This window comes from Nocardia sp. CC227C (assembly GCF_030767025.1).
Taxonomy (GTDB): domain Bacteria; phylum Actinomycetota; class Actinomycetes; order Mycobacteriales; family Mycobacteriaceae; genus Nocardia.
On sequence record NZ_JASITE010000001.1, the window covers coordinates 274,098 to 298,434 of the forward strand.

The following is a 24,337-nucleotide window of genomic DNA, read 5'->3' on the forward strand; positions in this document are numbered from 1 at the left end:
GGAGTGATACGTCGCCTGTAATGCCCCTATCCATCTGGGCGCGCTTCGACTGATGAGTGATAGGTGAGCGGCCTCGTATTCGCTGTATATTTGCCTTCGTTGGGTGCTCAGTGTATGAGGGGTGCGGGATGTGAGGAGCTGATATGGGCACACCGGTCGGGGACAAGGCGTGGCGGGAGTTGGTTGACGGGCTCGCCGAGCAGAAGCGACGACTTCTGGCATTCGGAGACTACGAATCGGACACGATGCCGAAGCCGGGTGCGACCGAGGAGCAGTTGCGGGCGGCGGAGTCGAGATTGGGGCGTCGGCTCGACCCGCAGTATCGCGGATTGCTCTCGGTGGCCAACGGATGGGACCATTTCTGGATCAGTTTCAGCCTGCTGGGTACCGAGGACATCGGGTCAGGTCCGCGCTGGGAATCGGGATTGATGCAGGCCGGGATCTGGTTCGACGACAACGACTGGGGTGACGAGATCGGCGCTCCCAATGACCCGGATAGCTTCCAACTGGTGGTCGAGAACGATAACGGCTACAGCGACAACGTATTCCTGTTCGTCGGCGCGGCGTCGGATCTGCCGACCGGAGCGGCGGTTCCGCTGCCACCGGAGATGACCTATCCCGATCTGTACAGCTACTTCCGTGCCCAGCTCGACAGCATGACCGACGACGCCGATCAAACTACGCTGGGCGAGTATTCGGAACCCTGGCAGGGCCGCAATATTCGCACGGCCCCGCCGACGATGGCCGAGATCGTCGCGAAAATCAGCGAGTTGATCGAGGGCGGGAATTCCGACCGTCCCGCACCGACGCGGGCCGGTGCGACGACAGCGGAATTGGACGCGCTCGATCGTGAACTGGAAGGCGGACTGCACGTCGAACACCGGGAGCTGCTCGCGGAGTCGAACGGTCTTGCCACCCCGCACTGGGGCCTCGGGTACGTCCTGTCGGTGCAGGAAATCCGCGACGGAGTCCGGTGGCGAGAAGAGTTGGTGCGCAAGCAAATCGACGAAGACTACCGATATGATCCGCCCGCCTGGACCGCCGAAGCCGCCCAAATGCGGGCCCTCGGACACCGGCGAGACAAACCGGCCCCGCTGGTCGAAAGGGTCGGATATCTCCCCGCCATCCCGTTCGCTGTGTCCACAACGACGTTCTACGGTGTCGACATCGCCGACGGCTGTGTCCGGGACCTTTTACAGGACGGGGAGTACTTCAAGAAGTACGGCAAGCGCCCGGAATTGGGCCTGACCGTCCGCGACCACCTGCTGAAGGGTTGCCGGGACCTGTGGTGGCTCTCCCGGCTGCGCACCGAATAGCCACTCCATGTTCCGCCGAAAGTAAGCGCCCCGCGGCCAATGGGGCCTCCGCCGGACGACAACGGCTATGGCGGAAGCGTCGACTCGTCGTCTGGTATGCGGAAGCGCTCTGCGTGCGGCGTGGCTCGGGTGTCGGTCTCGTTTGCTTGAATGTCGGCAGTTTGTCGTAGTTCCTGTAGAGGGGGGCCGATGGCCACTGAGGTTGAGCACTGGCGTGGCAATGCCGACGAGGATGCCTGGGAGGTTCCCACAGCCTGGCGCGAGGGGGCGCTTCCGGTCCGCGGGTTTCCCCCGTATCGATCCTTCACGCCTGATCAGAGTGCTGTCGAACGGTACGACAATCTGATTGCTGCCGAGCGGGATTCGCTGTACCGCGCGCTGGCGGCCTCGTGGCCGGCAGCATCGGCCGAGGCTGGGGCAGCCGCGTTGGCCGATCCGACATCGGCGACGCCGCTCGGGGCGGCCGCGTTGGCGGTTGTGGCCGAGTGCGAAGGGCGACACATCGGCAGTGCCGACTACTGGTCCATGACGGTCGACACGTGGGTAGCCCAGCGCGATGTGGTGTTCGCCGCCGAGGCCGCACTCATCGCGACCACGATGACTCGCGAATACCGTGATGCAGCGGGTGACTGCGGTTACAACTTGACACCATGGTTGGTCGGTCGCCTCAACTATTTCTACTCCCTGGCTGCCTTGCAACGAGCACGTGAACATCTGGTTGCCGCCACCGACGACCACTACCGGGCTGCCGTCACGCGGCTCGGTGAAATACGTTCGGCTACCGCCACACTGCCGGTCCGTATCGCCTCGAGCTATCTGGTGCCGACCGAGCAGTCCTGGGTCTCTGCCGATATCGACGTACCGGTAGTGGACAATTACTGGGTCCACACCATCTATGCCCTCCTCGTGACGACGGTGACGAGCGCGCCCCAGCTGGAGACCTTCATCGCGCGTTTGCGGCCGGACAATCGGGCTGGTGTGACCACGGCGGAGTACATCGGTGCGGTCACTCGTGTCGGCCCGGCGGCAGCCGAAACGATTGCCGCCGTGGGCTTCGTGAATCACGTGACCAACTGGACGCGTGAGAGAACGCGCGATCTGGCTGACATTCTGTCGTATCTGCCCACCGACGAGGCGTTCCGCCTGCTGCTGCAGAACCTGGACCGTTACGGCGTTCCGACGGCGGCGATGGCGGCGGCGCACCGTTTTCCGCGCCGGGCCATGCGGCTGTTGTCGTCCGATGCCGTGCGGTCGTCGGCTGTGGGCACGCTGCTGCGGATACATGCCTGGCAGAACCCGCGCCTGGCCGCGGAACTCGGCGTCCAGCTACCCGATCTTCCGGTTGTCGAATCAGCGGAGTTGCCGGAGCTGCTGCGGCCGCGCCGGAAGCCGGCCGCGGTGCCGTCGTGGTTGATTCTGCCGGTGCTACCGCCGTTGCTGACGAGCGAGACCGCGCGAGCCCTGCCACCGTCGGCGGTGGAAGCCGTGTGCGCGTTGCTGGCCAAACGCAACCCGGATCGCACCGCGATCGAACAGCTTTCGGCCATCCTCGATCCGATGTCGATGGCGGGCTTCGCCTGGGGCTTGTTCCAGGCATGGGTGTTCGCCGAGTATCCAGCGGGTGGAATCTGGACCTTGCGTGCCGTGGGTCTGTTCGGGGACGACGAAGCCGCGCGGTTGCTGGTCCCGCTGATCTTGCAATGGCCGCGGCAGTCGGCGTCGGCCCGTGCGGTAACCGGCCTCGACGTACTGGCCGACATCGGTACACCGGCAGCCCTCGGGTACCTGCGCGACATCGCCTTCCGCACGAGACAGCGCGGATTTCGAAAGGCCGCGCGAGCCAAGCTCGATGCCGTCGCAGAGCGGCACCATATCTCGACGGATGAACTGGCCGATCGTGCTATCCCGGATTTTGGTCTGGGCAAGGATGGTCGGCTCACCCTGGACTACGGATCCCGTGGGTTTGTCATCGATCTGGATGAGCGACTAGAAGTCGTCGTCTTCGACGGCCGCCGCGCAGACGACGGCTCATGGGCTGCGGGCCCGCGCCGCTCGACCTTGCCCAAACCCGCCGCACAGGACGACCGCGCCGTCGCCAACGCAGCCTATGAACAGTTCACGGTACTGCGGGCGGGCGCGAAGAAGGTTGCCCGTGAACAGATTCGGCGCCTGGAGCGAGCCATGGTCGAAGGTCGACGCTGGTCGGTGCGGGCACACCGGGAGCTGTTCATCGACCATCCGATGCTGCGCCAGCTCGCCCGGCGACTGGTGTGGGGCACCTTCGGCATCGACGGCGTCCTTCAGCAGTCCTTCCGGATCGCGGAAGATCTCACCTTCGCCGACGTCGAGGACGGCGCTTTCCGCATCGCCGACCATGCCGTGGTAGGCATCGCCCATCCGGTGCAGCTGGGTGGGGCCGTCGCGGGATGGGCGTCGATTTTCTCGGAGTATGCTGTTTTGCAGCCATTTTCACAGCTGGATCGAGCATTTTGGGCACCTGAACCATCCGCGTTCGCGGCGCGCTTGGGCGGGTATCACGATCTCGAAACCTCGCCGGGACGGTTGCTGGCACTGGCACATCGCGGGTGGATACGAGAGTCCTCCGACGGCGCCATCGATCGAATGACGCGGCCGCTGCGCGCCGGCGGTTCGGTCCGGCTGCGGTTTTCGCCAAGCCTCGAATGGCGCGATCTGATGCGGTATTCGACTCACATCGTGACGAGCGTCGACCTGATCGACACCGACCTGAATGCCCTCGACCCCGTCACCGTGTCGGAGCTGATCCGCGAATTGGAGGCACTCCGCGTACCACCAGGCCGGAGGTGATGTCGAGGAGGTCGATGCCCACGGCTGAGAGTTCCTTGCCGAAGGCGACCGCCTCGTCGATGCCGAGGGCGCCCGCGATCCAGTCGGTGGCGTGTCGATGTCGGCGTGGTCGGCCTCCCGATCAGGGGTGCGGGCGTTATCGCGGCGAGAATGACTGCCATACTTGGCGTTTCAGTGCCGGGCTCGTCGGCTGCTGTGAATACGAAGGTGGCGGTCGAGATTCTCCGACGTGTGTTTCCGGTGGGAGCCGCGGTAGTGTTCGCGGCGGCCTGTTCCATACTGCCTTCCGAGCCGCCGCCGCCGATTCGTCTCGGGGCCGCGCCTGCGAATCCTGCCGGGCCGCGGTACGAGGGCGCATCCGTGCACTCCTCCGGGTTCTATGAGTTCGACCAGTGGCCCAAGGCCTGCAATCTGGTTGCCGATGCCGATATCCGGGCGGTATTTCCGCAGGTGACCGATATCGAGAAAGTCGCGAGCGACACGAACCTGATGCTGCTCTCGCCGCTGGAGGCATGGGAGCCTTCGCATACGGTCCGGGTCGGTGGAGCGCGCTGTGCGGTAGCGATGGCGCTTCCGGGGATCACGTTCGACGCGGCCGAGTTCCCGCCCCGCGCCGGGGCCGAGGTGATGGTCGAGGTGCTAGCCGCGGGCAGTGCGGGGGCCGTCTACCGGAACCGGCCGGAGCCTTCCCGCGACAATCCGGTGGTCACGATCGCCGGGGTGCCGTGCGTCGGCGCCGGTGGCAATGGTCTTGTGTGCGCCACACTGTACGTCGTGTTCGAGGTCTCGGTGACGGCCGAGTACACCCGGCAGGTGGACGAGTTCACCGCGATTCGGTACCTGCACGGTGGCGAGACAGTCGCGTGGGCACGCGAATCCGCAACGGATGAGCTGCGGCGGCAGCGGGAGTGGGAACGATCGGTGATCGTCACCGAACTCGTCGAGGCGATCGTCGCGAAGCTGTGACACCCGTGCTGCCGGGGCGGTGCGGCGCGCAATGCCCACCGGCCCCGTCCACGCAGCCGGTCAGCCCAGGGTGAAGCTCGCGCTGCCGCTGATCTGCTCCAGCTCCCGCTGGGAGCCGTCGTCGTACAAGGTGACGATGCGTGCCTCCACCCGTCCGGCTCCCGGCCCCATGCCGAAACCGGTGATCACGCCGTCCGGCGCCTGCTGGAGCTCGCCGCGCTCGTTGACCTGGTGCGACTGTCCGTTCTCGCGGCCGGTGTCGAGGTTGCGCCACTCGACGGCGACGCGGTAGCTGCTGCAGAAATCGCCGTCCTGCGTGATCCGCACCCGGACGCCGAACTCGCCCGAGCGCGGCTGGGGTACGACCGTGGCGTTGATGATCGCGGCGCAGCTGGGGCCGGGGATGCGGGTGAGGGTGGTGGAGAAGATGGTGGCCGGGTCGCTGGGGAGGGCGGCGGCGGGGCCGGTGAAGCCGACCAGCGCGGCGGTGGCCGATGCGGCGGCGATGCCGGCGCGCAGGAACATCGAGGTCTTGCGGGTGGGGCTCCAAGGTGTGCTCATGTTCAGTGCGTCGTCGGCGGTCCGGTGATCATTAGCGCGGATAACCAACCCCAGTTCTGGGGGCTCGGCAGCTGTTAACGCCTTCCCGTCGATCGCTATGCCCAGGGCGTACCATGCGGTGACCAGTGCTGATAGCTACATCGAATGTCTCTGTGTCCGAAGTGAGATCGCGGATCGGTCATGTGGTGGCGGTGCGGGCGTCATGATGGAGGACGAATATCAGCGCTGTCGGAGGTCGTTGTCATGCGCGAGGCGTCACAGGGGAACCTGGAGAGTTTCGTTCTCGGTGACGTGCTCGCGAGCCGGGCGATTACGCACCGGGGAGAGCCTTTTCTGCGGTTCCGCGAGGGGCAGATCGGCTATGGCGAGGTCGATGAGATGGCCAATCGGGTTGCGCGGGGGTTGATCTCGTCGGGAGTCGGGCCGGGGGACCATGTCGCGGTCATGCTGCCGAACTGTGCCGAATTCGTGTATGCGATCTTCGCGCTGGCGCGGTTGCGGGCGGTGGCGGTGCCGGTCAATACCGCGCACCGAGGGGAGATGCTGCGGCATGTGCTGGCCGGTTCGAATGCGGTGCTGCTGATCGCAGACGGCCGCTACCTCGATCGGGTGGCACCGCTGACGCACAGGTTGCCGGGGCTGCGGACGGTGATCACGGGGCCGGTCGCCGATGGTGAGCCGGAGCCGGTGCGCGAGGTCGGGGTGCCGGTGCTGCCGTGGTCGACCCTGCTCGATCACGGTGCGGAGGCGCCGCGGGTCGAGGTCGGCTTCCATGATCTGCAGGCCATCATGTTCACCTCGGGGACGACGGGACCGGCCAAGGGGGCCATGTGCTCGCACGCCCTGGCATTGACCTGCGCGTACGATTCGCTGAATTATCTGGACCGGTGGGGGAAGTCGATCTATTGCCCGCTGCCGCTGTTCCACGCGGCCGGGCTGTGGGACGGGGTGCTGGCCGCGCTGCTGTGCGGCGGGTCGATCGCGATCGTCGACCGATTCCACGCCTCGACGTTCTGGGACGATGTGCGCCGCTTCGACACCGCCGTCGCGATGAGCGTGTTCTCGATGATCCCGATCCTGCTCAAGCAGCCGCCGTCGCCGCGCGACAAGGATCATCCGCTCGAGATGTTCTATATGGGCAAGTCCAGTCTGGATGAGCCGCTGCGCAAGCGATTCGGGGTGCGCTCGGTGGAGACCTACACCAGCACCGAGGCCGGGATCGCGACCGGCAGCCCGTACGGCCAGTGGCGCGTCGGTTCCTGCGGCACGGTGCACGAGCAGCGGTTCCATGCCGCCGTGGTGGACGAGTACGACCGTGAGGTCGGGCCCGGTGTGCCGGGGGAACTGGTGCTGCGACCCAAACAGCCCTACGTCATCACCACCGGATATCACGGCGCACCGGACGCGACCGCCAGATGCTTCCGAAACCTGTGGTTCCACACCGGTGATCGGGTCTGGCGTGACGAGGACGGATACTTCTACTTCCTCGACCGCATGACCGACTCCATTCGGCGTCGCGGCGAATCGATTTCGGCCTTCGATCTCGAATGCGAGGTGAATCTGCACCCCGCCGTCCTGGAATCCGCGGCCATCGGCGTGCCCTCCGAACTCGAGGAAGAGGACGTCAAACTGGCCGTGGTGGTGCGCCCCGGCGCGCGGCTGGATGCGGAGGAACTCGTCGAGTTCTGTCAGCGGCAACTGCCCGGCTATATGGTGCCCCGCTATATCGAGTTCATGGACGCGTTGCCGCGAACGCCGACCGACAAGGTCGCCAAGTACCGGCTGCGCGAACAAGGCGACCACGGCGTCACCGCCACCACCTGGGACCGGCAGGCACCGCCGCCCGCCGACCAGCCGACCCCCGGTGACCGGTATGCACTGGGGTGATACGCCGGAGCAGGCGGAATTCCGTGCCGAGGTGCGGGCGTTCATCGCGGCCGAATTCCCCGCCGAGTACCGGCCCGACCCGGACGCGGAGCACAGCCTGGAACCCGAGGACGTCTGGGGCTACAACTGGCCGGTCGACCGGATGAGCGCCGATCCCGACCGTGCGGCCGGGGCCCGGCGGTGGGCGGACGCACTCGCCGCCCGGGGCTGGATCGTCCCGCACTGGCCCCAGGAGTACGGCGGCGCGGGTTTGTCGGCGGTGGAGGAGTTCATCCTGCACGAGGAGATGATGCGGGCCGGGGTGCCGACGGTGAACGGCATCGGCGCGTTCCTGCTCGGCCCGACGCTCATCGCGCACGGCACTCCGGAACAGCGGGCGCAACACCTGCCGCCCATCGCCAGCGGCGAAAGAACCTGGGCGCAAGGGTTTTCCGAGCCCGGCGCGGGCTCGGACCTGGCGTCGCTGCGCACCCGGGCGGTGCGCGACGGCGACGACTACATCCTCGACGGGCAGAAGGTGTGGACCTCGCTGGCCCACTGTGCCGACTGGCTGTTCGTGCTGGTGCGCACCGATCCGGAGGCTCCGAAGCACGCGGGCATCAGCTTCCTGCTGGTGGATACGGCGACGCCCGGTGTGACCGTCCGGCCGATCACCGATATCCGCGGCGACACACCGTTCGCCGAGGTGTTCTTCGACGCCGCGCGGGTGCCGGTGCGCAATCGCGTCGGCGCGGAGAACCGCGGCTGGTACGTGGCCATGGACGCGCTGAGCTTCGAGCGGGCCGGAATCGGCGCGACGGTGAAACTCGAACGGGCGCTGTCCCGGCTGGTCGAGCAGGTGCGCGCCACCGGCGGCTCCGAGGTGCTGCGGTACGAGATCGCGCGCCGCTATATCGAACTGCGGGTGCTGTACAACCTTGCCCGATATACGGTGTCGCGCCAGGCGCACGGCGGCGTGCCGGGGTACGAAGCCTCGGTGAACCAGCTGTTCGGCGCGGAACTGGCGCAGCGGCTGGCCGCCACCGGCACGAAGGCGTTCGGGGCACTCGCCCAGCTGAGCGCGCGCGGCGAACAGCACTCGCCGGCAACCGAGTTCACCCGCCTGCGATTCGACGCGGTGGCCGCGACATTCCTCGGCGGCACCACCGAGATCCAGCGCAATGTCATCGCGACCAGAGGTCTGAACCTGCCGAGAAAATAGTCCCCGGGAGAAGGTGCACATGTACGAAACCCTCGACGTGACAATCGAAGAACGGGTGGCCTGGCTGACGCTCAACCGCCCACAGAAACTCAACGCGCTGACTCCCACCTCGATGGCCGAACTGCGCGAGGTGTTCACCAGGGTGGACGACGACGAGGACGTGTGCGTCGTGGTGCTGCGCGGTGCGGGCGACCGCGCGTTCTGCGCCGGAATGGACCTGTCCTGGTCGGAGGGCCTGACACCGAAGGAGCGGGTCGAACAGGGCCGCCTCGGCGAGAAGACCTTCGCCATGATGGAGCGGCTGTCGATTCCGGTCGTCGCCGCGGTGCACGGCTACGCGGTGGGCGGCGGCCTCGAACTGGCGCTGGCCGCCGACTTCATCGTCTGCTCGGACGACGCGAGAATGGGACTGGTGGAGATCACCCTGTCGGCCCGCCCGCCCTACCAGCCGAAATACATGAACGGCGGCGCGGACCCCGACCAGCCCGCCTACGGCGGCTCCGCGCCCGGCTGGGGTGGGGTGAAACGGCTGCCGGAACGCATCGGCAAGGCCCGCGCCAAGGAGTTGCTGTTCACCGGCATCCAGCTGGACGCGCAGCGGGCACTGCGACTGGGACTGGTGAACAACGTCTTCCCGGCCGCCGAATTCGACAAGCACGTGGGGGAGTTGGCCGAGCGGATCGCCGCCATGAATCGGTACAACCTGCGCCTGGTCAAGGAGCTGGTGTCCGGCGGATACGACTGGATCGAACCGCACCCGAGCTGAGGAGGCGCCGTGCGCATCTACCGAATCGACCACATCGCCCAGCTGGTACCCGATCTCGACGCCGCGGCGCGGAAACTGGAGGGGCTGTTCGGCTTTCGCCGCACCAGCACCTGGGACAACCCGGAGCAGGGCGTCACCGGGGTACGCATGACGGTGCCCGGCAGCTGGGGTCAGGACTGGGTCGTCATCGCGCCCTCCGGCGACGGTTCCCCGCTGCGCGCCGCACTCGAGGACCAGGGCGGCCGACCGGCGATCCACCACATCGGCGTCGAAGTGCCCGACCTCGAGGCGGCGCGCGCCGAGCTGCACAAGCTCGGGCTCGAACCGGTCGACGGGCCGGGCTGGATCGAGTCGTCGCTGACGCCGCCGGAGGACGGGCCGGGCGTGCGCTTCCGATTGCGCGGGCCGGGCGGCCTCGCCCTGGTCGGCGACGAGCTCGCCAACGCCGCCGCGGCGACCCCCGCGACCGGACCGACGCTCGGCATCGTGGCGATCGACCATATCTGCCAGGCGTTCCGGGACCGCGAGGTGCTGGCGAACTGGTACGCCGAACTGGCCGGTTTCGTGCCGGTGTGGAAGACGCCGATCGACGAATGGCCGGATATGGCCGACCTGGTACTCAACATCCCCGGCTCGTCGATCTGCTGGGAGATCATCCAGCCGCGCGGCGAGGACTCGTTCATCGACCGATTCCTGGCGAAGAACGGTCCGGCCGTGCACCACGTGACCTTCCAGGTGGCCGACTGGGACGCCGCGCTCGCCGCCTGCGAACACCACCACACGCCCACCTTCGACCCCGACGCGGGCGTCACCGACGGAGCGGCGTGGCGGCACACCTTCATCCACCCCAAGCACGCGGGTGGCGTACTCGTGCAGCTGTTCTGGGAAGAGCGCCCGGGCGTCTGGGTGCGGTCGGACAAGATCCCGGCGAACAGCTGATGGACCTCACCCTCACCGACGAGCAGGAACTGATCCGGTCGACCGCGCGCGAATTCCTGAGCGCGGCCGAGCCGTCGGGCAAGCTCTGGACCAGGATGGTCGAACTCGGCTGGACCGGGTTGCCGTTCCCGGAGGAATACGGCGGTCTCGGGGCCGGATTCCTGGAGCTGTGCCTGGTGCTCGAGGAAGTCGGCCGCGCCCGGGTGCCCAGCCCGCTCGCGGCGACCGTGGCCTGCTGCGGAATGCCCGTGCTGCGGTACGGCAGCGCCGCCGAACGTGCCGCCTGGCTCCCCGCGATCACCGGCGGACGGCTGCTCACCTGTGTCGAGGGCGTCGGGGTGCACGAGGGAGCGCTGCACGGCGCGGCGATGTTCGTGCCGCACGCCGACATCGCCGACACGCTGCTGGTCATCGCGCACGCCGACCGGCCGATCGCGGTGCTGATCGATTGCGCGACACCGGGAATCAGCCGCGAGCCGCTGGCGGTCGTCGGCGACGAGTCCCACCGGGTGGCCTTCGACCATGTGCCGATTCCGGAGGATGGCGTGCTCCCGGCCGGAGCCGAGGTGGCCGCGGCGATCGACGCCTACGGCGCGGCGGCGGTCTGCGCGGAGATGGTGGGCGGCGCGCAGGCCGTGCTGGACATGACCGTGGACTACGCCACCCAGCGCGCACAGTTCGGCAGACCGATCGGCGCTTTCCAGGCGGTGCAGCACCATTGCGCCGATATGGCGGTCGAGGTGCTCGGCGCGCGGCTGCTGGCCTACGAGGCGATCTGGCGGCTGGCGGCCGGGCTGGACGCGTCGACCGAGGTGGCGCTGGCGAAATCCTGGGTGTCCGAGGTGTACCAGCGCGTGTGCGCCACCGCCCACCAGGTGCACGGGGCCATCGGGTTCACCGCCGAGCACCGGTTGCACCACTACACGCGGCATGCGATGGCATCCGCGCTCGCTTTCGGCGATGCCGACCACCACATCGGCACGATCGTGAAGAATCTCGGCATGGGTTGATACCCCGCGGGCGTGCCCGGCATCATCTGCCGGGCACGCCGGGTGTTTCGCTTCAATCCGGAACAGGTGTCGACGGGGGAGGCGAGAGCGCGGTGCTCCGGCTACGTCGCCCAGCAGCGCCCGAACGACAGAAACTCGGTCTCCCATATCGGCGCGCATCGCGGCCCGCTATCGAGCCGAGCATCAGCGGCATCCCGGTCTGCCGCACTGGATCATCGCCGAATCCGCGGTGCAACGGGTCGCGCCGCCGGTCCTGCGCTGGCTGCGCGACACCCTCGAACTGCCGGAGCCGGGGAACGCGACCTAGTGCGACCGGCTCGGGTCCGTGCGGCCGTGCTCAGGGGATGACGATCGGTTCGGTGTCGGACACCCGGTCGTCGGCCCAGCGGTGACCGGCCTCGCGCGGGGTGAGGCCCTCGTCGGTCCACGCGGTGAGCAGTTGCGCGACCTTGCCGTGCATGGTGGTGCGCAGGCGGTCGAAGGACGTCTCCGGGATGTCGTCCACCTGGCCGAGCAGCAGCCACCACGCCCAGGCGACGGCTCCGGCGTTGGCGACGAAGTCGGGGAGCACCGGGATGCCGCGGGCGGCGAGCATGGCCTCTGCCTCCGGTGTGGTGGCGGCGTTCGCGGCCTCCACGATGACGCGGGCCCGGACGTCGAAGGAGTTGTCCGGGGTGATCGCGTACGAAATCGCCGCCGGGACAAGGATATCGACATCGGCCGACACGATCGCGGTGCGCGGCAGCCGCTCGATGTCGGCGGGCAGCCGGGAGCGGTCGATCTCACCGAAACCGTCGCGCAGCTCCAGCAGCGCCGGGATGTCCAGGCCGCCGGGGTGGTGCAGGGTCCCGGCGGCGTCCGCCACCGTGGTGACCCGCATGCCGGCCTCGTGCAGGTAGTAGGCCGCCGCACCGCCCATGGTGCCGACGCCCTGGATGGCGACGGTGGTATCGGCGGGGGCCCGGCCCCAGGAGACGGCGGCGGCGAGGCAGGCGTGCGCGACACCGTAGCCGCCGATCACGTCACCCAGTGCGAAGCCGCCTTCCACCCGTGCGTTCAGGCCGTTGCGGACCCGCTCCAGGGTGGCGGCCGGGTCGGCGGCGCGCCGGATGGCGGCGTGATAGCTCTGACCAAGGCCGAGTCCGGCGAACACCTCGTCGATCAGGTGCTGCGGCACGCCCAGATCCTCCGCGGTCACCCAGTGCGCGTCGATCCAGGGCCGCATGGCCGCGCAGAAGCGCTCCAGCACGCGCGGGGCGCGCGGATCCTTGGGGTCGAAGTCGATGCCGCCCTTGGCGCCGCCGATCGGCAGGTCGAAGGTGGCGGTCTTGTTGGCCATGCCGCGCGCCAGATCCTCGACCTCGCTCAGCGTGCAGCCCGCCCGCATCCGGGTGCCGCCGGTGGCCAGGCCCGAACGCAGGGTGTGGACGACGAGGTAGCCGACCGCGCCGGTGACCGAATCGGTCCACTGCATGCGCAGATACGGTTCGGGCCGGTGTGGTGTCGGGGCGACCGGCACCGGAGCGATGGTCGGAACCGGCCGTGTCGCCATCGGGACACTTCCGCCCGGGTTCTGCATTGTCGTCATGACGAACCACCTCCTCGTCGTGCTCGTGTCGGTTACCACCGCCTACAGGGAACGCCGCGCTGCGTAATCGCGAGTCCAGGGCTTCGTGATCGCTCTCCTGATCACTCGCGTGCCACCAGAGTGCGGCCCCACCTGCCCGCGCGTCCATTTACGGTTCGTTCACGGGAGTATTCAGCGTTCCTGCACAGCATTTAGGCTCGGAGCCATGGACCTGTCTCTGCCCCGGCTGCGGATGTTGCGCGAATTGCATCGCCGCGGCACGATCACCGCGGCAGCGGCCGCCCTGCACTACACCGCGTCGGCGGTATCCCAGCAGCTCGCGCAGCTGGAACGCGACGTGGGCACCCGGCTGTTCGAGCGACGGGGGCGGCGCGTGCAACTCACCGACCTCGGGGTGGTGCTCGCCGAGCACGCCGAGGAGATCCTCACCTCGGTCGAGCGCGCGACCCAGGCGCTCGAGGAGGCCGGTGAATCGGTGACGGCCAAGCTCACCGCCGGAGTGTGGGCATCGGTCGCGGCCGGACTGCTCCCCGACGCGCTGACGGCGCTGGCCCGCACCCACCCCGGCATTCTGGTGCGAACCCGAGAACTCGCCCCCGAGGCGACCGCCGCGGCGGTCCGCGACGGCGCGCTCGACCTGTCGTTCGTCATCGACTACTCGAACTACCCGACGACCTGGGACAGCGGATTGCAACGCACGGTCATCGCGGTCGAGCGGCTCTACGCGGCCGTCCCCGCGGGCGCGGTGCCGTCGGCCAGCGTCACCCTGGCCGAACTGGCCGAACACCCGTGGATTCTCGCGCCCGCCCGCTCGAACTTCGGCCACGCCGCCCGGCTGGCATTCCAGGCCGCCGGGGTCGTGCCCCGGATCGACCACGAAGTGGAGGAACAGGCGACCGCCCTGGCGATGGTCGCGGCCGGACTCGGCGTCACACTCGTCTCCGACCTGGGCCTGGCCCTGCGCCCACCGGGCGTGGACATCGTCGCCCTCGGCGACGCCCTCACCCGAACGGTCTCACTCGCCTACCGCACCAACACCGCCCGCCGCGCCGCCCTGCTCCTCGTCGTGGACGCGATCCGCACCGCCGCGGCCGAAAAGGGCCTGGGCGCGGACAGCACCCCACCCGACGCGGAGCCCGCACCCCCACCCCCACCCGGAGCCAACGGCAAGGGACTCCGAGTCGGCTGAGTGGCCCGGCGTACGCGTCACCCCTCGGCGGCGGTGGGGCCGCATCGCGCTATCTCGTGCTCCGGAACCCGGTCGATGCGGTAGGCGGCGTAGTGCGGTGAACGCTGGATATTGCGCAGGAATCTGTCGAGGGTGAGCGGGGCGCGGGTGGCGGCCAGCAGATCGCGGGTCTCGGGGCAGTTCAGGGCGGGGGCGATACGGGCCACCCAGCCTTCGTCGATGAATGCGGGCAGGTCGGGGTGCCGGCCCGCCATGCCGGCGTCCACGACCGCCCAGTCCGCGTCGAGGTTCTTGTCGTGGCCGATGCGGGCGTCGGGAAATCGGACCGTGTGGGCGGCGAGCGGATAGGCCAGACCCATCGGGTCGATGACACGGACGTGGAGGGGCATGTTCATGCTGATCATGCCGAGGTTCATGTAGAACACGGTGTGCCCGGCGTCGCGGATCGGGGGCGGCGGCGGGACGACGTACCAGTCCCGGAAGGACGGCGTATTGATGAGCAGGCCGCCGTCCGGACTGGCGGCGATATCGCGGATCATGGCGCGGATGCGCGGGTAGTCCAGATAGTCCTCGGCCCGGATCGGATGGTCGTGGCCGGTGGCCTGGACGTAGTACAGCCGCTCGTCCGCGATGCCGGAGGCGGTGATCCGGGAGCCGGAGTCGATGGCGGTGACCTCGGCCGCCCACAGCCCCCAGCCGACGGTGACGGCGAGGGCCGCCGACAGGGCCGGGGAGGCGCGGCGGGGTGCGGTTCCCGCGGCCGCGGATTCGAGCGGCAACATCATGACGGGCAGCAGCAGGCAGAACAGCGGCGGCAGCAGCGTGCGCCCGTGCATGAAGTCGCCGCCGACGCGGACCTGATAGGCGAGCAACAGAATTCCGCTGCCCATCATGAGGGCGACCACGGCGGCGGGGGAGCGCAGCCGAGCCCGGTATCGGCGCACGCGTTCGCGCGCAGCGGGTTTCGCGGCGGCGCGGGCCTCGGTGCGACCCGACCGCGCCACCAGCACCGCCGCCGCACCCAGCACCGCCAAGGGCACCCACAACCAGTACGGCCCGACCAGATTCCACAGGTAGTCCAGGCCCTGCCGCCATTTCGCCCCGCCCGCGTCCTTGGCGACGGCCGTGTTCGGGTACGGCAGGCCGTAATAGCCCATGCGCCAGATCTGGTAGGACAGCGGCACCAGGCCCGCCACCACGCCGACCAGCACACGGAACACCCACGGCCGCAACCGGAATGCAGGCGGGGTAGCGAACCAGATGACGAGCAGTGCCAGCCCGCCGACCACCGCCAGCTCCGGGCGCACCAGGGGCCCCAGTCCCGCGAGGAACGAGATCGCGAAAACCATTGCCGGGGAGGACTTGTCGGCCAGCGACCAGCGAATCATCAACCACCACAGCAGCGCCAGCCAGCAGATGACGAGGCCGGACTCCAGGCCGGAGGTGGCGTAGTCACGGGCCGGTGGCACCGCGATGTAGACGACGGCGCCCGCGGGCAGCAGCAGCCGGGAAGCGCCGCCCCACAACCGCGCCGCGCCCAGCATCGCGAACACCATCGCCAGCGCCGACAGCAGCAGCGCGAGGCCGAGCACCACGTACTCCAGCCGCACCTGCGTCAGCCAGCCGAAGAATCCGATGAGATAGGTCCAGGCCGTACTGGTGTTGACCTCGACGCGCTCACCGGCGTTGAAGACCGGGCCGTTGCCGGCGAGCAGATTGCGGACCGTGCGCAGCACGGTCAGCCCGTCGTCGGCGATCCAGCGCCGCTGCCAGCCACCGATCACGAAAAGTGCGGTGGTGACGGCAATTCCGCTGCTGAGCAGCAGGCGGTACGTGGGCGGCGGTGTGCGGGCAGGGCGGGACTCGCCGCGGTCCGCGACCGCGGGTGCGAGGGTGATCGTCACCGGCTACCGCACGCGGTGTGAGGGTCGGGATGCACACCTGCCGCGTGATGACGTCCGCCGTGGCAGGACACGCATGAATCTCTCCTTTATGGTACGGACGAACCATATCGTGTCGCCCCTCCCGGTGCCGATCCCCGAATACCGGGGGCAACGCGCCCGGCGGGCTCACCCCGGTTGTCCGCAGCGGATGTCGCCGCGCGGGTCGGCGTCGCGGCGGAGGAAGCGTGCGATGAGGGGGACCAGGGCGACCATGATCAGCAGGCGGATCGTCTGCACGCTGGTGATCAGGGGCATATTGGCTCCCATGCCCTCGCCGGTGGCGAGGACGGCGTTGATGCCGCCCGGGGTGGTGGCGAGGTAGAGGTCGGACAGCCTCAGGTCGACGCAGCGCGAGAGCAGGGAGGCCAGGGCGGTGACGGCGGCGGAGAGGGCGGTGACGGCGAGCAGGATGCCGGGGATCATGCGGGCCATCTCGGTGACGACCGCGCGGGTGAAGCGGGCGCCGACCTCGAGGCCGATGAGGATGAACAGCAGTTCGCGCAGCAGGTTGGTGGGGGCGTAGCCGTGGCTGTGGCCCAGTGCGGTGAGCGCCGCCGTGAGCAGCATGGGGCCGATCAGGCTCGGGCTCGGGATGCGCAGCCGCCGCCCCAGATGGATGCCGATGATGCTGAGCAGTACGGCGGTGCAGAGTCCGGCGATCTGATCGCCGCGGCCGACGATCATCCAGTGCGGCAGTTCGGCATTGGTGACCCGGCTCGCGAGCCTGGCGGTCCGCTCGCCGGTGTCGTCACCGCTGAGCAGCGCGGTCACCAGTGGTGCGCTGACCGCGACCAGCATGACGCGCAGGTACTGCATGAACGCCACCTGCCGGGGGTCGGCGTCGAGTTCGTCGGCGCAGGACACCACCGCGGCCGACCCGCCGGCGAGCAGGCCCAGCACGGCGGTGGGCAGCGCGACCCCGGTGCAGCGCGCGAAGAGCAGCGCGACCAGCACGCTCACCACCAGCGTCGCCGCGGTGACACCGAGCACCGGCAGCATGGCGGTGCCGATGGCCGACAGCAGCGGCAGCTCCAGATAGCTGCCCATGAGCACGCCCATCAGTGCCTGCACGCCGACGAACACCTGCCGGGGGAGCGGTCGGGGCAGTCGCCCGGTGAGCGCCAGCCCCGCACCCGCGGTCAGTCCGAGGACCATCTGGGCGGCCGGGAAGCTCACCCGTTCCAAGAGTTCGGCGAGGGCGAGCAGCACGGCGAGCAGTGCCGCCCAGACGAGGGCATGGCCGTGTGCGCGGCGGACCGCGTCGAATCCGGCCGTTCGTGACGGACGTTCTTCCGCGCCGCGCCGCGCCATTGTGCTGATGCCGGAGAATTTCATAACGGAATCCGCCCAACCTGTTCCCAGGGAATAGCGGTGATACTGTTCGCTTCGTTGAAAACCGTTCACCCGCTGTTTATTCGGAGGTCGGCGAATTTCGCCGAGTACGCGGAAACGGTACTACCGAACAGGAGTTTCTGTCCAAGTGAAATGGGGTGAACGGTGCTATTTGCGTTTGATCTCGTTGAGAACGAATTAAACGTCCGATTTGTCGAATTGGGTGAATGAAACGAAAATGGCCCGCAATAAAGGTAGCTGAACATTAGCCTGATGGGGGAGGCTTGTCGGCTGCGCGGCGGGCCCGATCCGGCCCCCGTCCGGATGTTTCCGGGGGATGTCACCGGTGAATCGCCTCTTGTAGAACTCTACGAACTGCCGGTCCGCGACCGCCGTGGTCTTCGGTCTTCCGTCTCTAGCTGATCGCAGACGGTGTGCTGTGTACTCCATTGACGAGTTTGCAACAGCGAGGAGTAACCGTGACCGCACAGATCCGAGAGCAGAGCGTCCAGGAGCTGGAACGCGCCTGGATGGATGAGGCGATCAGGTTGGCCACCAGCAGCGTGGCGAACGGTGGCGGTCCGTTCGGTGCGCTGATCGCCAAGGGCGGGGAGGTGGTCGCCGTCGGGCACAACCAGGTCACCTCGACATTGGATCCGACGGCGCACGGCGAGGTGACCGCCATGCGGGCGGCCTGCCGGGAGCTGGGGACCTTCTCGCTGGAGGGCTGCGTGCTGGTCACCTCGTGTGAGCCGTGCCCGATGTGCCTGTCGTCGGCGCTGTGGGCGCGGGTGGACCGAATCGTCTACTCCGCCGATCGGCACGACGCGGCGCTGGCCGGTTTCGACGACCGCAAGTTCTACGACCTGTTCGAGAAGAAGCCGGAGTCGATGTGGCCGACCCGGATCGAGCAGTTGGACCTGCCGAATCGGACGGCGCCGTTCGACGCGTGGCTGGCCAAGGCGGACCGGATCGATTACTGATACCGGTCACCGACATATAGCGACCGCCGGGCGGCGGACGACCTCGGGTCGTCCGCCGCCTTCGCCGTATCCGGACCGGTTCGCGAGGCCGTCGAAGAATATTCTGGCGCAGGAGAATGCGAGTTCATCGCGGTTGTAGGACTCTACGAAATGCCCGTCTCGGCCCGTGATCTTCTTCGTGCCTTCCGTCCCTGTCCGCCGCCGACCGCCCGGCGGTGTACTGGCTCCCACAGGTTGTAGCTTCAAGCAAGGAATCCCCTTGCGGGACAAGGAGTTCTCGTGGCGATCCAGCGCCGGCACACGATGTACCACTCGACGGTCGTCGATGCCGATCCCGATACCGTCTGGGCCGTGGTGCGCGATGCGCTGCGAATGGTGTCGATCGTGTCCGGTGCCGCGGCCGAGAACGTGCACTGGGTCGGAGACGGTGGGCCCGAACGGGTTCCGTCGCTGTACAACTTCACGCTGGCCTTCAGCGGCGGCCTGGTGCAGCAGGAGGTCGCCGGACGCGACGAGGTCCGGCGCTCGCAGACCTACCGGTCCATCGAACCGACCATGGGCGTGGAGCGCTATCTCGCGACCATTCGCGTCCGTCCGATCACCGATGACCCGAACCGCTGCTTCTTCGACTGGACCCGCGAGCTGACCATCGCCGAGGACGCCGACACCGAGGTCGTCGAGACGATCATCGCCATGATGGCGAAGCAGACCGATTCCATCCGTGACCATTTCGCGGACCATTCCGCGGGCCGGTTCGCGGACCATTCCGCGCGGAACTAGCAGCGGCGACAACGCGACAGATCGAAGGGAAAACCTGTGACTGAGACGCCGTCCGGTCGGCACATCGACATCGCCTGGCCCGCACTGGGCATCACCGTCACCGCGGAACTCGACGGCCGCAATCCGGAATTGGCCGCCGCGCTGTGGGAGGCGCTGCCCTATCGGAGCCTGCAGGGACACGCGCTGGTGGCGGGCGAGCACCTGTACCACGTGGCCCCCGTGCCCGCGCTGCTGCATCTGCCCGCGTCCACCCGGATCGGGGATCGGCGCGAGGCCCCGGACGGCACCGTATTCTGTTCCGCCCTACAACATCTGGGCATCAAGTACGGCGCGCTCACCGAACCCATGCCCGCCACCCCGGTGGGCCGGGTCCGGGCGGCGGACATGCCCGCGCTGGCCGCCGCCGGACAGGCAATCTGGGAGGCGGTCTACGCGACCAAGCAGACCATTACGGTGGAGGTCCGCCGGGCGGGAACGCCGGGCGGCCACCGCATTCCGCATCTGACCGCCGTCGACCCCGAGGCGAACCGCCTCATCCACGACGTGCACGCCGCCACCGAGCAGGCGTGGCTGACCGCGCCGCCGGAACTGGCCGACCTGCACCGAGGCTTGATTCCGTCCGGCGCCGGAAGCTTCGAAACTGTGCTGCCCACCGTCCTTTTCGTCAATGGCGAGACCCGGCCGCTGGGGTACGCCAGCTACGGCGGGCTGGTCCGCGGCGCGGTGCAGGGCATGCCGATGGAGTCGCTGCGCCAAATGGCGCGCCTGCTGATCGGCGTCCCGGCCGAATTCCTGGGCTACTGCGGGCTGGAGCGGCTGTGGGATTTCACCCAGCGCTTCCTGGCCTGCCTGGACCGGCTCGACCGCGACGACTTCCTGGCGGTGGCGAGTCAGATGGCCCTCTACGTCAACTGCCTGGGCGGCTGGAATCTGCACCTGTACCCCTGGGATACGGGAGACCACCTGCGGCAGCTGCGCCCCGCCCCGGCGGGTCGGCAGTCGTGAGCGGGCTGCCCGAGCGCGCCGATGTGCTCGTCATCGGCGGCGGCGTCGTCGGCGTCGCCGCGGCGGACCGGCTCGCTGCGGCAGGTGTCGGAACCGTGCTGCTGGAACGCGGCGCGCTCGGATCGGGTGCGTCGGGGAGCACGGCGGGCGTGCTGCGGACCTATTTCCCCGGCAATGACCTGATCAGCGGTATGGCCGTGCGCAGCCTGGTGGCCTACCACGAGTTCGCCGCGCGCACCGGAACCGACCTCGGCCTGCGGCAGACCGGGTTCCTGGTGCTGTTCACCGAGGCTGACCAGGTGGCGGACTTCCGCCGTACGCACGCCGCACAGCGGGCCGCCGGGGTACGCGTCGAACTCGTGACCGCGGCCGAGGCGGCGCGACTCAATCCGCTCGTCGATCCGCGCACCGTGCTGGCCGCCGCCTGGTCACCCGACGCCTATGCCTGCGATCCGGCGGCCATCGTGCGCGGCTACGCCGGGGCCGCCGAGCGGGCGGGCGCACTGCTGCGTACGGATACCCCGGTCACCGGCATCGATCCCGACGGCCGGGTGCATACGCCCGCGGGCAGCATCCGCGCCGACACCCTGGTCTGCGCGGCGGGCCCCTGGGCGGGCCCGGTCGCCGCCATGGCCGGGGTGTCGTTGCCGGTGACCACCTATCCGGTCGAACTGCTGCTCACCGCCGCATCCGCCGGAATCACCACGCTGCCCATGACCTTGCACCCGTCCGGCCTGCGCATCCGCGGGTGGGGCGACCGCGTACTCGTCGGCATGGGCCGCCCCGAGCCGGGCGAGACCCGGGAGCGGTGGCTGGACCGGGTGGCCCGCCGACTCGCCGCCACCTTCCCCGCACTCGCCGGGAACCGCCTGGAACCGGGGTGGAGCGGCGATCTCGATGTCAGCCCGGACGGTATGGCCTGCATCGGTATGACCCGTACCGACCGCGAGCCCGCCCGCCCCGTCGTCTACGCGGCCGGTTTCTCCGGCCAGGGCCTGTGCCAGGCACCCGCCGCCGCGGAGATCGTCCGCGATCTCGTACTCGGCGAAGAGCCCTGGACCGACCCGGCCGCGTTCGCCGCTGCCCGCGGCGTTCACTCCGCTGGTTGAACCGCCGCACACCCGCGGCCGGGTCGCCGCCTCCCGCGGCACGACAGCCGTCGCGGCCCGCCGCGACCGAACAGCACAGAAGGTAGCTGCCATGATTGTCTTGGGGTGCAATGGATTCACCCGCGTCTCGGAGGTCTTCGCCGAGCGTTTCGGCGCGGTCGGCACCGATAAGCACTATCTGCTCGGCCACGATGCCGGCGCCGCCCTGCTGGTGGACGGCGAGGTGGTCGCGGCCGTCGAGGAAGAACGGTTCAACCGGGAGAAGAAGACCACCGACTTCCCGATCAACGCGGTGACCTGGTGCCTGGAACAGGCGGGCGTGCGGTTCGCCGATGTCGACCGGATCGCGGTACCGTTCGACTTCTCGCCGCGGGTCCTCGACGAGATGCTGTCGGGCATCGTGGCCGCGCCGCTGACACCGACGGCGAAACTGGACCTGCTGGCCGATATCGGCGCGCTGTACACCGAGGTCGTCAGCCACGAGGCGGTCGCCGCGGATTTCGCCGCCCGCACCGGCTACACCCCCGCACCGGAACAGCTGGTCTTCGTCCCGCACCACCTCGCGCACGCCATGACCGGGTACTACGTGGCGGGTATGCGCGATACCGCCTTCCTCATCAGCGACGGCCGCGCCGAAGTGCTGTCGACGCTGATGGGGGAGATCCGCGGTGGCCGCGTCCACCTCTTCGACGAGACCGCGATCGGCGCGGAGTATTCGATGGGCATTCTGTTCAGCGCGATAACGCGCTTCCTCGGATTCGTGCCCAACAATGACGAATACAAGGTGATGGGCCTGTCCGGCTATGCCCGGCCCCCGGTGCCGAATCCATTTCTCACCGAATTCGTCGCATTGCACGCCGACGGGCGCTACACCTTCGCCCGGCCGCTCGAGACGGATAATCCGCGCGGCCTCGATCCGCTGTTCGAGCAGTACTTCGGTCCCTTCGAGGACACCCTCGAATACCAGGCCCGGGTGGCCGCCGCCGCGCAGGAGATGCTGGGCGTCGTCACCGCCCATCAGGTGCGCGCGCTGGAGGCCAAGACCGACCTGGACCACCTGCTGTTCGAGGGCGGCGTGGCATTGAACTGCCTCAACAACACGCCGCTGTTCGAGGGTTCGCGATTCACCGATATGGCCGTGAGCTTCGGCGCCAGCGATACCGGCGTCGTCATCGGGGCCGCCGTGCACACCTGGCTCCGGCACGGTGCGCCGGGCGCCGGGCGCGCCGCGCCATCCGTAACCCCGTATCTGGGACCGGAATTCGGTGACGGGGCGATCGAATCGGCGCTGCGGGAGTTCGGCGACCGGGTGACCTGGACCCGCCTCGACGACGGGGAGATCGTCGACCAGGTGGCGAAGCTGCTCACCGAGAAGGTCGTCATCGGCTGGTTCGAGGGCAGGCTCGAACACGGCCCGCGCGCCCTGGGGCATCGCAGCATCCTCGCCAATCCGCGGTTCCCGGATATCAAGGACGTCATCAACACCCGGGTCAAACATCGCGAACCGTTCCGGCCGTTCGCGCCGATCGTGCTGGAGTCGGACGCGCCCGCGATCTTCGAGATGGGGCGCAAGACCCGTTCGCCCTACATGACTTTCGTCTTCGGCGTGCGACCGGAGTTCCGCGACCTGATCCCCGGGGCGACCCATGTGGACGGCACCTCGCGGGTGCAGACCATCACCGAGCGCGATACGCCGCGACTGGCGGCGCTGCTGCGCCGGTTCACCGCCCTGACCGACGTGCCGTGCCTGATCAACACGTCGTTCAATGTGGCGGGTGAGCCGATCGTCTGCTCTCCGGCCGACGCGCTGAACTGCTTCCTGGGCACGGAGATCGACTACCTGGTGCTCGGCAACCACCTCGTCACGAAGGTATGAGCGTCGAATCCGGTGCGGCCACCACCCTGCTGCTGCTCCGGCACGGCGAGACGGCGCTGACACCGCAGCGGCGCTTCTCGGGCAGCGGCGCCGATCCGGCGCTGTCGGATGCCGGGCGGCGGCAGGCCGAGGCCGTCGCCCGGTCGCTCGCGGCGCGCGAGCCCGTGCACGCGGTGGTGTCCTCACCGCTGCGGCGCTGCCTGGAGACCGCCGAGGTGCTGGCGCGGCGGCTGGACCGGCGAGTGCTGGTCGAGCCGGAGCTGCGGGAGGCGGATTTCGGGGCTTGGGAGGGGTTGACCCTCGCCGAGGTGCGCGCGAAGCATCCCGACGAGCTGGCGGCGTGGCTGGCCTCGCCGACGGCGGTACCGGGCCGTACGGGCGAGACCCTGGCCGCGGTGGCCGAGCGGGTCCGCTCGGCACGCGACACGCTGCTCGCCCGGTACCCGGGGCGGACCGTCCTGGTCGTGTCGCACGTCGCGCCGCTGCGCACCCTGATCCGGCTGGCGCTGGGCGCGCCGCCCGCGTCGCTGTTCCGCATGGAACTCGCGGCGGCGTCGCTGTCGGCGGTGGCCTATTACCGGAACGGGAATGCGTCGGTGCAATTGCTGAACGACACATCCCACCTCCGGTGAACGCAACGACGAGTTTACCGTGAGAAACATTGTCGCCATATCCATTTGTGCGATCCATCGACGCGGACGGACATCGGCGGCGGGTCTGTCGGAGATTCCTACAGACTGTGACGGGCCTTACTCGATCGGCTTGACCCGGAGGCCCGGCGCAACGTAGTTTCAAGCGCACCGACTCGTGAGCAGTGAAAGGAGGCGACGTCGGATGTCCACCATCTCCGATCTGCGCCGCCTCGCTCACCGGACCGTCTGGGTCCCGGGTCGCGTCGCGCACGGCTGCTGAGCAGCCCGCTTTCCGGCGTGCCCGCATGTGGCCCCGGCTTCTTTCCGATCTTCTGTCATCGCCCGCGGCGGGTCGCCGCGTGTGGATTCGCGCTCCGGGTTCGCGAGCGGCGTCACCGAAACAGAAAGCTCCTGAAATGGCGACTAGG

The 24,337-nt window shown here is 68.7% G+C and carries 19 protein-coding genes; 15 read left to right on the top strand and 4 right to left on the bottom strand.

Going from position 1 to position 24,337, the window contains the following annotated elements:
• The first annotated feature begins 143 nt into the window (after positions 1 to 143).
• From QMO76_RS01200 to QMO76_RS01210, 3 genes are all read left to right on the top strand, one after another.
• Positions 144 to 1,316, top strand: coding sequence for an SMI1/KNR4 family protein (locus QMO76_RS01200; protein ID WP_306359248.1), 1,173 nt, complete (start codon positions 144 to 146; stop codon positions 1,314 to 1,316).
• A gap of 189 nt (positions 1,317 to 1,505) precedes the next feature.
• Positions 1,506 to 4,142: a DUF4132 domain-containing protein gene (locus tag QMO76_RS01205; protein ID WP_306359249.1), complete on the top strand. Its 2,637-nt coding sequence runs from the start codon at positions 1,506 to 1,508 to the stop codon at positions 4,140 to 4,142.
• A gap of 207 nt (positions 4,143 to 4,349) precedes the next feature.
• On the top strand, positions 4,350 to 5,108 hold the full coding sequence (locus QMO76_RS01210) for a hypothetical protein (protein WP_306359250.1): 759 nt from the start codon (positions 4,350 to 4,352) through the stop codon (positions 5,106 to 5,108).
• Between the two features lie 60 nt (positions 5,109 to 5,168).
• On the opposite strand, the gene QMO76_RS01215 is transcribed toward QMO76_RS01210, so the two are convergent.
• Complete coding sequence (locus QMO76_RS01215; protein ID WP_306359251.1) at positions 5,169 to 5,669, bottom strand: hypothetical protein; 501 nt, start codon at positions 5,667 to 5,669, stop codon at positions 5,169 to 5,171.
• A gap of 243 nt (positions 5,670 to 5,912) precedes the next feature.
• Here QMO76_RS01215 and QMO76_RS01220 point away from each other — a divergent pair, with 243 nt between their 5' ends.
• The 5 genes from QMO76_RS01220 to QMO76_RS01240 are packed head-to-tail and all read left to right on the top strand — an operon-like array spanning position 5,913 to position 11,472.
• Positions 5,913 to 7,556: an AMP-binding protein gene (locus tag QMO76_RS01220; RefSeq protein WP_306359252.1), complete on the top strand. Its 1,644-nt coding sequence runs from the start codon at positions 5,913 to 5,915 to the stop codon at positions 7,554 to 7,556.
• Positions 7,543 to 8,757 (top strand): acyl-CoA dehydrogenase family protein, encoded by a 1,215-nt coding sequence (locus tag QMO76_RS01225; protein ID WP_306359253.1) that lies wholly within the window; start codon positions 7,543 to 7,545, stop codon positions 8,755 to 8,757. Before QMO76_RS01220 ends, QMO76_RS01225 begins: the two co-directional genes overlap by 14 nt.
• 19 nt (positions 8,758 to 8,776) lie before the next feature.
• Positions 8,777 to 9,523 (top strand): enoyl-CoA hydratase/isomerase family protein, encoded by a 747-nt coding sequence (locus QMO76_RS01230; RefSeq protein ID WP_306359254.1) that lies wholly within the window; start codon positions 8,777 to 8,779, stop codon positions 9,521 to 9,523.
• A 9-nt stretch (positions 9,524 to 9,532) separates the two neighbouring features.
• Positions 9,533 to 10,462, top strand: coding sequence for a VOC family protein (locus QMO76_RS01235; protein ID WP_306359255.1), 930 nt, complete (start codon positions 9,533 to 9,535; stop codon positions 10,460 to 10,462).
• Positions 10,462 to 11,472: an acyl-CoA dehydrogenase family protein gene (locus QMO76_RS01240; protein WP_306359256.1), complete on the top strand. Its 1,011-nt coding sequence runs from the start codon at positions 10,462 to 10,464 to the stop codon at positions 11,470 to 11,472. Before QMO76_RS01235 ends, QMO76_RS01240 begins: the two co-directional genes overlap by 1 nt.
• Positions 11,473 to 11,809: 337 nt before the next feature.
• Here QMO76_RS01240 and QMO76_RS01245 read toward each other — a convergent pair whose 3' ends face one another.
• The gene (locus QMO76_RS01245; protein ID WP_306359644.1) at positions 11,810 to 13,024 is read right to left on the bottom strand and encodes a Glu/Leu/Phe/Val dehydrogenase dimerization domain-containing protein; all 1,215 of its coding nucleotides are present in this window, start codon (positions 13,022 to 13,024) and stop codon (positions 11,810 to 11,812) included.
• A gap of 241 nt (positions 13,025 to 13,265) precedes the next feature.
• On the opposite strand from QMO76_RS01245, the gene QMO76_RS01250 reads away from it, so the two are divergent.
• Positions 13,266 to 14,249: a LysR family transcriptional regulator gene (locus tag QMO76_RS01250; protein ID WP_306359257.1), complete on the top strand. Its 984-nt coding sequence runs from the start codon at positions 13,266 to 13,268 to the stop codon at positions 14,247 to 14,249.
• Positions 14,250 to 14,266: 17 nt separating this feature from the next.
• On the opposite strand, the gene zomB is transcribed toward QMO76_RS01250, so the two are convergent.
• Both zomB and QMO76_RS01260 read right to left on the bottom strand, forming a co-directional pair.
• Entirely contained in the window at positions 14,267 to 16,153 is a 1,887-nt protein-coding gene (gene zomB, locus QMO76_RS01255; protein ID WP_306359258.1) for a flagellar motor control protein ZomB, read from the bottom strand.
• A gap of 165 nt (positions 16,154 to 16,318) precedes the next feature.
• A complete protein-coding gene (locus QMO76_RS01260; protein WP_306359259.1) occupies positions 16,319 to 17,527 on the bottom strand; it encodes an AbrB family transcriptional regulator in 1,209 nt (402 codons plus the stop codon).
• Between the two features lie 476 nt (positions 17,528 to 18,003).
• Here QMO76_RS01260 and QMO76_RS01265 point away from each other — a divergent pair, with 476 nt between their 5' ends.
• From QMO76_RS01265 to QMO76_RS01290, 6 genes are all read left to right on the top strand, one after another.
• Positions 18,004 to 18,507: a nucleoside deaminase gene (locus QMO76_RS01265; RefSeq protein ID WP_306359260.1), complete on the top strand. Its 504-nt coding sequence runs from the start codon at positions 18,004 to 18,006 to the stop codon at positions 18,505 to 18,507.
• A gap of 279 nt (positions 18,508 to 18,786) precedes the next feature.
• On the top strand, positions 18,787 to 19,287 hold the full coding sequence (locus tag QMO76_RS01270) for an SRPBCC family protein (protein ID WP_306359261.1): 501 nt from the start codon (positions 18,787 to 18,789) through the stop codon (positions 19,285 to 19,287).
• 36 nt (positions 19,288 to 19,323) lie between these two features.
• Positions 19,324 to 20,292, top strand: coding sequence for a hypothetical protein (locus tag QMO76_RS01275; RefSeq protein WP_306359262.1), 969 nt, complete (start codon positions 19,324 to 19,326; stop codon positions 20,290 to 20,292).
• Entirely contained in the window at positions 20,289 to 21,401 is a 1,113-nt protein-coding gene (locus tag QMO76_RS01280; protein ID WP_306359263.1) for an FAD-binding oxidoreductase, read from the top strand. The genes QMO76_RS01275 and QMO76_RS01280 overlap by 4 nt, the downstream gene beginning before the upstream one ends.
• Before the next feature lie 91 nt (positions 21,402 to 21,492).
• The gene (locus tag QMO76_RS01285; RefSeq protein ID WP_306359264.1) at positions 21,493 to 23,277 is read left to right on the top strand and encodes a carbamoyltransferase C-terminal domain-containing protein; all 1,785 of its coding nucleotides are present in this window, start codon (positions 21,493 to 21,495) and stop codon (positions 23,275 to 23,277) included.
• Positions 23,274 to 23,909 (top strand): histidine phosphatase family protein, encoded by a 636-nt coding sequence (locus tag QMO76_RS01290; protein ID WP_306359265.1) that lies wholly within the window; start codon positions 23,274 to 23,276, stop codon positions 23,907 to 23,909. The genes QMO76_RS01285 and QMO76_RS01290 overlap by 4 nt, the downstream gene beginning before the upstream one ends.
• Positions 23,910 to 24,337 lie beyond the last annotated feature (428 nt).

Excerpts from the sequence above, each read along its gene's own strand:
- QMO76_RS01245 (WP_306359644.1), bottom strand. The coding sequence starts at position 13,024 with ATGGCGACACGGCCGGTTCCGACCATCGCTCCGGTGCCGGTCGCCCCG.
- QMO76_RS01215 (WP_306359251.1), bottom strand. The coding sequence starts at position 5,669 with ATGAGCACACCTTGGAGCCCCACCCGCAAGACCTCGATGTTCCTGCGC.
- QMO76_RS01290 (WP_306359265.1), top strand. The coding sequence starts at position 23,274 with ATGAGCGTCGAATCCGGTGCGGCCACCACCCTGCTGCTGCTCCGGCAC.
- QMO76_RS01220 (WP_306359252.1), top strand. The coding sequence starts at position 5,913 with ATGCGCGAGGCGTCACAGGGGAACCTGGAGAGTTTCGTTCTCGGTGAC.
- QMO76_RS01260 (WP_306359259.1), bottom strand. The coding sequence starts at position 17,527 with ATGAAATTCTCCGGCATCAGCACAATGGCGCGGCGCGGCGCGGAAGAA.
- QMO76_RS01200 (WP_306359248.1), top strand. The coding sequence starts at position 144 with ATGGGCACACCGGTCGGGGACAAGGCGTGGCGGGAGTTGGTTGACGGG.
- QMO76_RS01225 (WP_306359253.1), top strand. The coding sequence starts at position 7,543 with ATGCACTGGGGTGATACGCCGGAGCAGGCGGAATTCCGTGCCGAGGTG.
- QMO76_RS01285 (WP_306359264.1), top strand. The coding sequence starts at position 21,493 with ATGATTGTCTTGGGGTGCAATGGATTCACCCGCGTCTCGGAGGTCTTC.
- QMO76_RS01240 (WP_306359256.1), top strand. The coding sequence starts at position 10,462 with ATGGACCTCACCCTCACCGACGAGCAGGAACTGATCCGGTCGACCGCG.
- QMO76_RS01250 (WP_306359257.1), top strand. The coding sequence starts at position 13,266 with ATGGACCTGTCTCTGCCCCGGCTGCGGATGTTGCGCGAATTGCATCGC.
- QMO76_RS01205 (WP_306359249.1), top strand. The coding sequence starts at position 1,506 with ATGGCCACTGAGGTTGAGCACTGGCGTGGCAATGCCGACGAGGATGCC.
- QMO76_RS01230 (WP_306359254.1), top strand. The coding sequence starts at position 8,777 with ATGTACGAAACCCTCGACGTGACAATCGAAGAACGGGTGGCCTGGCTG.